Origin of the sequence: Microbacterium sp. (assembly GCF_047972865.1) — a bacterium.
Taxonomy (GTDB): domain Bacteria; phylum Actinomycetota; class Actinomycetes; order Actinomycetales; family Microbacteriaceae; genus Microbacterium.
This window is the reverse complement of record NZ_JBKEAY010000155.1, coordinates 1-7,909: the sequence shown is the minus strand read 5'-3', so window position 1 is coordinate 7,909 and position 7,909 is coordinate 1. Positions and strand designations below refer to the sequence as shown.

Below are 7,909 nucleotides of genomic sequence, written 5' to 3'. Positions count from 1 at the left end.
GGTGATGATCTCGCCCACCGGCGTGCAGGCGATCCGCCCCGAAGGCGAGGTCGCCGTCGCGAAGGCGGCCGCGAGCCGCGGCACCATCATGGGCCTGTCGTCGTTCGCGTCGAAATCGATCGAAGAGGTCGCCGCCGCCAACGAGAACACCTTCTTCCAGATGTACTGGACGGGAACACGGGACCAGTTGCTGCAGCGAATGGAGCGGGCGCGGGCTGCCGGAGCCAAAGCCCTCATCACCACCACCGACTGGTCGTTCTCGATCGGCCGGGACTGGGGGAGCCCCGCGATCCCGGAACGCATGAACCTCGCCGCCGTGTACAAGATGGCCCCCGAGGGCATGCTCCGGCCCCGGTGGACGCTCGAGTGGCTCAGGTCAGGACTCCCGGATCTGACCGCGCCCAACCTCGCGCCGCCCTCCGGGCCGGCACCGACGTTCTTCCAGGCCTACGGAGAGTGGTCGCAGACCCCGCCGCCCAGCTGGGAAGACCTTGCGTGGCTGCGGGAACAGTGGGGCGGACCGTTCATGGTGAAGGGCATCACCCGCGTCGACGACGCCCGCAGGGCGGTGGACATCGGGGCGGACTCGCTGTCGGTGTCCAACCACGGCGGGAACAACCTCGACACCACCCCGGCATCCATCCGCTGTCTCGGTCCGATCGCCGACGCCGTCGGCGGCCAGATCGACGTACTGATGGACGGCGGTATCCGCCGAGGCGGCGACGTCGCCAAAGCGCTGGCACTGGGGGCGCGCGCCGTCATGATCGGGCGTGCCTACCTGTGGGGCCTCGGCGCGAACGGGCAGACCGGTGTCGAGAACGTGCTGGATCTGCTCCGCATGGGCCTCGACTCGGCGCTGCTCGGCCTCGGCCACACCTCGACCGCCGACCTCAGTCGCGCCGACCTGCACATTCCCGACGGTTTCGAGCGGACGCTGGGCGCCACCGGGCGTACGGCACGCAAGACCCCGGCCGAACGCGCGGCGTCCCGCACCGGTACCGCCGGGAAGAGCTCCACGACGAGTAAGACCACGGCGACGACATGATCGCCGCCTCCGGCCGGCGGCCGGCCCCGCCGGTCTTCCCGGCACCCCCCACACCGGCCCAGCGCGGCACCGCGTTCGCCGGCCGCGTGCCACTGGCCTGGACCAGCGGCGTCGCCTTCCGCGCCGGCGGCACGGTGACGATCGGCGGTTCGCCGTGGACGGTGACGCTACTCCCGGCGCACGTCCGCCCGTTCGCGCGCAGACTGTTCGCCGCCGACCGCACCGGTCTCCTCCCGGAGACAGACCAGGATCGGACTGCCGCGGTGTTCCTGCTCGACCTCGGCATCGCCGACCCACTGCCGCCGAGCGACATCCCGGCACCGGCCACCGACATCGAGGTCGTCGTGCCGATGTACGGCGACCCCGCACCGCTGGAGAGATGTCTCGCCTCGCTCGCCGACGAGGGGCTGCCCGTCATCGTGGTCGACGACGCCACGCCGCCTCCACACGCGAAACGGATCCGCGCCCTGGCGCAACGCTTCGGCGCCCGCCTCATCGTCCACGACGTCAACGGCGGACCGGGCGCTGCCCGCAACACCGGCTACGCGGCGACCACCGCGGAGTTCGTGGCCTTCGTGGACTCGGACGTGATCGCCTCGCCCGGGTGGGCATCGCGGCTGCGGGTCCTGTTCGAAGACCCCCTGGTCGGCGCCGTCGGCCCGCGCGTACGGCCCGCTGTGCAGGGCACGTCACACATCGATCTGTACGAGCAGACGCGGTCGGAGCTCGACATGGGACCGGACCCGAGCCGTGTCGTCTACGGCGTTCCCGTCGGCTGGCTCCCGAGCGCATCGTGCATCGTCCGACGCGCCGCCGTGACCGAACCCCCCTTCGACGCCACCATGCGTATCGGCGAGGACGTCGACCTGTTCTGGCGCATGCACGAAGCCGGCTGGACGGTCCGCTACGCGACCGACGTCGTCAACCATCACCGGGTGCGCGCCACGCTCCGCGAGTTCTCGGGACGGCGATTCGGGTACGGCACGTCCGCCGCGCCGCTGGAGGCGCGGCACCCCGGGAGGCTGATCCCGGCGCGGCCGTCGCTGTCGGGCCTGGCGGTGATGTGGACGCTGTCGAGCAGGCACCCCTGGGTCAGAGCCCTCGCTGTCGCGGTCGCCGTGTACGAGTTCTTCCGCCAGCGCCGTGAGCTCGGGCCGGACATGCCGCTCTCGATCGCGGTGGGGCTGACGGCGCGGTCGCTGTGGTCGGACGCGTTCTGGGTCGGGCACCTGTTGCGCCGCGACTGGTGGCCGGTCGGGTGGACCACGCTCGCCCTGGCCCCGTTTTCCCGCCGCGCGCGCATCCTCGCCGCGGCGATGGCGTGGGAACCGGTGCGTGACCACCTCCTCCGACCCACCCGTCTCGGCCCCATTCGGAGCCTCGCGCTGCGACTGCTCGACGATGCCTCCTACGGCACCGGGGTGATCGTCGGCGCCGTCCGCGATCGCGTACCAAACGTCGTGACCCCACGCGTGCGCATTCCGCTCTGGCCGAGAAAGAACCATCCGTCACGGGAGAGTTGAGAAACAGATGACCAAGACGACCAGGCGTCGCGCGCTGTGCGCGGCGGTGTGGGTCGCGGTGCTCGCGGGCGCCGGGATGACCGCATGCTCGAACGTTCCGGACGACTCCGCCTCCGACGGGGCCGGTGAGAGGAACACGGCACCCATCAAGATCGGGGCCGTGAGTTCGCTCACCGGCCCCGCGCCGTTCCCCGACGTGCCGGCCGCGGCGCAAGCGGTGTTCGACCGCGTCAACGCCGACGGAGGGATTCAGGGACGCCAGATCGAATACCTGTCGGAGGACGACGGCGCGAACCCCGCACAGGCCAACCGGGTCGCGACACGCTTGATCGACGAGCAGGGCGTGGTCGCGATGGCGGGTGCCGCAAGTCTCGTCGAGTGCAGCGCGAACGCGGCGCTGTACCAGCAGCGCGGCGTCGTCGAGGTCTCGGGGACCGGAGTCGAACCGACCTGCTTCACCTCCGCGAACATCGCACCCGTGAACAACGGCACGGTCAGCGGGTACGCGAGCCTCCTCTATTTCGCCTCGGAAACCCTCGGCAACGACCGGGTGTGCCCGGTCATCCTCAACAGCGCCGGACTGACCGAACCGTATCTGGCCCTCATCGACCGGTGGGAGGCCGACACCGGCCACACCGCACCGCACGTCGATACCTCGGTGAACCTGGGGGACGACCCGACGGCGGCGATCCTCGCGACGAGGGATGCCGGGTGCGACGCCGTCGTCTTCAACTCGAACGAACCCGTTGCGGTCGCCTTCATGCAGACGGTCAAACGCCAGGGCCTGCTCGAGTCGGCCGACTGGCTCACCCTCACCTCGGCGTACACGCAGACGGCCTACGACGCCCTCCAGGCACAGGACACCTTGGGCCTGTACGCCAACTCGGAGTTCCTGCCGTTCACGAGTGACGACCCGGCGCTCGACGGATGGCGCACGGCCCTCACCGATGCGGGCGCAGACCTCACATCGCTGTCCGAGGGCGGGTACGTCGCCGCGGAGATCCTCGTCGAGGTGCTGCACAGCATCGACGGCGAGATCACCCGCGACTCGGTGACCGCCGCCTTCCGGTCCCTCGACGAGATCGACAACCGGCTGATGGGCATGCCCTTCACCTTCGGGGACCGCACCGAGCACAACCCGAACCGCGCCAGCATGATGGTGCAAGCCGGCCGGGACGGGTGGGAGACGGTCAGCGACTGGGTCGAGGTCCCGGCCGCCGCCACGAACGGCTGACACGGGTCCTCGGGATCGTGCCTCGTGCTTGACGGCGTGGTGATCGGTGTCGTGACCGGCTCGGCATACGGCATCCTCGCAGTGTGCCTGGTGCTCGTGTATCGGATGGTCGGGGTGCTCAACCTTGCGCAGGCCGCGATCGGGGGGGTCGGGGCATATGCCTGTTACGGAATTTACGGCCAGGGCCTTCCGCTGGTGATCGGCGCCGTGGTCGGGGTGTGCGTGTCCGCCGCGGTCGCTGGCGGTGCGGGGTGGGTCATCGCCCGCTTCTTCGGGGCGGCGTCACCGTTGACGCGGACCGTGGCCACCGCCATCATCCTGCTCGTGCTCTTGGCCGTGGGGTACCGGCTGTTCGGCGACTCCCCCCGGCTCATGCCGACGATCGTCCCCGACCTCACGTTCCCGGTCGCGGGAGTGCGCGTATCGTTGTCGACCCTGATCGCCCTCGCCGTCATGCTCACGATCGCTGCGGCGCTGACCTGGGTGCTGCGCCACACTCTGCTCGGCATCCAGTTGCGCGCTCTGGCCACCGACCCGCTCACCGCAATGGCGCTGGGAGTGCGCACACATCGGCTCGCCCTCGGGGTCTGGCTCGTCTCGGGCGGCCTGGCGGCCATCGCCCTGCTGCTGATCGCCCCCACCTACAACCCCACGTTCGCCTCGATGTCGCTGCTGGTGGTGCCGGCGCTCGCGGCAGCGCTCGTGGCCGGGTTCTCCAGCGGTTGGGTGGCCGCCGGCGCGGGACTCGTCCTCGGCGTCCTGGAAGGAGTCGGGGCGCGCATCCCCGCGGTCGCCGAGTATCGAGGGCTGGTGCCCTTCCTGGTCGTTGTCGTCGGGCTCATCTGGTTGCGGCGCCGGGAGGTGTGGGATGCCGCCGGCTGATCCCGCCCGAGCGGAGAGCCGCAACGACACGAACCGGAGCGGTCCGGTTCGGGGGCGACCGACCGTCCTGACGCGAATGCTGCTGGACGCGTTCGGCATCGTCGTGCTCGCGGCGGCGGTCGCAGTCCTCGCCTTCACGCTGCCGGTGTACTGGGTGTCGCTGGTATCCGCCACCGCGATCTCGACCCTGCTGGCAAGGTCGGTCGGCGTGGTGAGCGGTGTCGGTCTCATCACACTGTGCCAGATGTCGTTCGCGGCGATCGGGGGGTGGGCGGTGTCGCAGGCGGCGCTGACGTGGCCCGGCATCCCGTTTCTCGCCGTGGTCATCGGGGGCGGCCTGCTCTCGGGCCTGGTCGGGCTGGCGGTGGGCCTTGCCACCGTGCGCGTGCGCGGCGTCGAGTTCGCGGTGGTCTCGCTGGGGCTCGCCGCGGGCCTGGACCTCGTCCTGCGACAGGGGTCGTTCCCCGGGGTCGGGTCCGGGACGCCGGTCCTGCCCGAGGCGCCGTTCACCGACCCGCGCTGGTTCAGCATGGCGTGCTGGGCCGTCGTGATCGTCGCTCAGTGCCTGGTGTGGGCGGCGGGACGCGCCCGCACGGGGCGCAGTTGGCCTGCCGTGCGCTTCGGCGAACGCGCCGCCGCAGCACTGGGGGTGCGGGTGGGCTGGTCGAAAGCCACGGCGCTCGCGACCGGGGCGCTGTTGGCGGGACTGGGCGGCGGGCTGCTGGCCGGCCAGTACGGTCTGCTCACCGCCGATGTCTTCGGGCCGCTCGTGTCGCTGTCCTACCTCGCGACGGCCGTCCTGTGCGGTGCTGGGCTGTTCGGCGGAGCGGTGCTCGCCGGCATCCTCGTCGTCTTCCTGCCGGAGTTGCTGGAGCGAGTCGGACTGCCCCTGGACCTGGCGAACCTCCTGCTCGCGCTCGGGGCCTTCGACGTGCTCCGCCGCGGCGACGGCGGTCTCGCCGAGCACCTCCGCGACGTCATGAGCCGTCGCCGCTTCCGCAACGCGCGGGTGGATGCCGACCTGACCGCCGCAGCGGCTCGGCTGCCGACGGGCGAAGTCTCCGCGGGTCGACCCCGGGCGGGCACGGCACACGGCGTCGCAGCTGCTCCCGCCCCGCCTCTGACCATCGAGCACCTGAGCGCATCGTTCGGCGGCGTCCGCGCGCTCGTCGAGGTCTCGATCACGATCGAGGGCGGCAACGTGCACGCCGTGATCGGACCCAACGGTGCGGGCAAGACGACCCTGGTGGAGGCGGTGACCGGGTATCTCGCCGAGGCCCATGGCGAGGTGCGCATCGGGACGCACCGGTTCGCCGCAGCGGGACGCGGGCCGGGGTCGGTGCGCCGACGCGTGGCGGCGGGTTTACGGCGGACGTTTCAGCAGTGCGCGGTCGTGGAGACGATGCGCGTGGGCGACTATCTGCGTCTTGCGGCCCAGCCGGCCGGGGACCGCTGGGCTCTGGCGCACCGCGCGACGCACACGCGTGGCCGGCAGGCGAGTCGTCGACAGGCGGCGGCGCGCCGCGAGTCCGTGCGGCGCTATTTCGCGCTGCCCGCCGACGACGTCCCGATCCACTTCCTCGATTACGCGTCGAAGCGTGCCCTCGAGATCGCCGCGACCCTGGTCTCCGAACCGAAACTGATCCTGCTGGACGAACCGACGGCGGGGGTGGAAGACGTCGACCGCGCGGCACTCGCGGCCCTCATCGCCGGCATCCCGTCGCACTTCGGCTGTGCCGTGCTGCTCATCGAGCACCACATGGACTTCGTCTCCCGTGCAGCCCGCACCGCGACCTACCTCGAACTGGGCCGCGCGGTCCTCACCGCGCCGGTCGCCGGAGTGCTGGCCGACCGGCGCGTGCGCGTCGGCTACCTCGGCGATGCCTCCCCTCCCCGCCCCCACAGCCGCTGAGTACCCCCTGGCGCCGCGCCCTCGGCGCCCCGCTGACCCCCGCGCCCGCGGGAGGAGAAACGCACTCGAAGGACCGATTCACGGCATTCACCCTCCCTACCGCAGATCCCCTCCCGAATGCGCGGCGGCGGCTGGCGGGGGTGGCCGGTGCCCACGGTCGGGCACCGGCCACCTCACGCCGCCACGCGCTACCGGCCGGTGAACATCGCGCTGACGGCGGGTGCGACGTCACGGTGTCCATGGATGACGCGGCACGTGCCGCGGCCCTTTGCCGCCAGTTCGCGACCGAGTTCGACGTCCTTCTCGCCGGTGGCATCCAGCAGCACGTCCAGCCGCGGCAGGCGCGCGGCGAACGGCCGGGGGTCCGGTCCGGCGTTGTGCACGCAGTCCGACAGCAACACCGCCCGGGCGTCCCGGGCCGGAACTCGCGCGAGTTGCTTCAGGGCGATCTCCAACGGGAAGGCGATGTTCGTCAGCCCGCGCGCCGGGATGCGCAGAATCGTGTCGAGCAGTTCCATCGGGCGCACCTCGTGGCCGAGGTTGAGCAGCACCGCGGCATCGGACCAGAACGCGACCACGCCGAGCGCCTCGTGCGAGAGTTCCGCCGACAACGCTCCGACGGCCGCCGCGGCGGTCTTGATCCGTTCGCCGCGCATCGACCCCGACACGTCCACGAGCAGCACGACCGACCGTGTGGTGCGCATACGCTCGCGCACCAGGATGTCCTCATCGTCGGGGACCGGGCGCTCGGCGAGCACCTCGATGGTCTTGTCGAGGTCGATCTCGTCGGATGCACCACGGTAGGGAACTGTCAGCAGTTGTCCGATGCCGCGGCGCGCGGTCACGTCGGTGCGGGGCCGACGCACCGCCAGCCGCGACGCGATCCGCCGCGCCAGTGCCCGTACCTGCGGATCGACCTGGGCCTGCTCCTCGGGCACGTCGACGAGGTTCGCCGGCTCGTCGGTCTGCCCGGGCGCGGTCTGCCCGGGAGGGGCGTTCTTGGGCGCCCGCCGCGAACCACCCCCCAGCACCGTCGTACCGCCTCGCCCGGACGCGTCGAACAGCGTCGGCGGTTCGTCGAGCGTCTTCGGGGTGCGCCGCAGCGGCGTCCCCGGCGTATCCGAGCGACGGCGCCGTCCGCTGCGGATCGGCGAGTCGACGGCAACGTCTCTTCAACCGGGCGCGGCGCGATGCGGTTCGAGGATGAACCGGTCCTCCCAGATCTCGCGCAGCACGCGTTCCGGGGTCGTCTCGGCGGCCTCGTCGAGGTGGATGCGCCCCGACAGCGCGACGATCATGGCGTCGTAGACGAG

The 7,909-nt window shown here is 71.5% G+C and carries 6 protein-coding genes; 5 read left to right on the top strand and 1 reads right to left on the bottom strand.

Annotation, left to right across the window (positions count from 1 at the left end):
* The 5 genes from mftD to ACK5KK_RS09595 all read left to right on the top strand — a co-directional run.
* Positions 1 to 1,045, top strand: a 1,045-nt coding sequence (gene mftD, locus ACK5KK_RS09615; protein ID WP_416889866.1) for a pre-mycofactocin synthase MftD, incomplete at its 5' end; no start/stop codon positions are given.
* Complete coding sequence (gene mftF, locus ACK5KK_RS09610; RefSeq protein ID WP_416889865.1) at positions 1,042 to 2,568, top strand: mycofactocin biosynthesis glycosyltransferase MftF; 1,527 nt, start codon at positions 1,042 to 1,044, stop codon at positions 2,566 to 2,568. The genes mftD and mftF, both read left to right, overlap by 4 nt.
* Positions 2,569 to 2,575: 7 nt before the next feature.
* The gene (locus tag ACK5KK_RS09605; protein WP_416889864.1) at positions 2,576 to 3,802 is read left to right on the top strand and encodes an ABC transporter substrate-binding protein; all 1,227 of its coding nucleotides are present in this window, start codon (positions 2,576 to 2,578) and stop codon (positions 3,800 to 3,802) included.
* 24 nt (positions 3,803 to 3,826) lie between these two features.
* On the top strand, positions 3,827 to 4,684 hold the full coding sequence (locus ACK5KK_RS09600; RefSeq protein WP_416889863.1) for a branched-chain amino acid ABC transporter permease: 858 nt from the start codon (positions 3,827 to 3,829) through the stop codon (positions 4,682 to 4,684).
* A gap of 76 nt (positions 4,685 to 4,760) precedes the next feature.
* Positions 4,761 to 6,596, top strand: coding sequence for an ATP-binding cassette domain-containing protein (locus ACK5KK_RS09595; RefSeq protein ID WP_416889862.1), 1,836 nt, complete (start codon positions 4,761 to 4,763; stop codon positions 6,594 to 6,596).
* 188 nt (positions 6,597 to 6,784) lie between these two features.
* Here ACK5KK_RS09595 and ACK5KK_RS09590 read toward each other — a convergent pair whose 3' ends face one another.
* Positions 6,785 to 7,627 carry a vWA domain-containing protein gene (locus ACK5KK_RS09590; protein WP_416889861.1) on the bottom strand — a complete coding sequence of 281 codons (843 nt, stop codon included), beginning with the start codon at positions 7,625 to 7,627 and terminating at the stop codon, positions 6,785 to 6,787.
* Positions 7,628 to 7,909: the final 282 nt, after the last annotated feature.

Bases quoted from the DNA above. Each gene is read 5' to 3' on its own strand.
- mftF (WP_416889865.1), top strand. From the start codon at position 1,042: ATGATCGCCGCCTCCGGCCGGCGGCCGGCCCCGCCGGTCTTCCCGGCA.
- ACK5KK_RS09605 (WP_416889864.1), top strand. From the start codon at position 2,576: ATGACCAAGACGACCAGGCGTCGCGCGCTGTGCGCGGCGGTGTGGGTC.
- ACK5KK_RS09595 (WP_416889862.1), top strand. From the start codon at position 4,761: ATGCTGCTGGACGCGTTCGGCATCGTCGTGCTCGCGGCGGCGGTCGCA.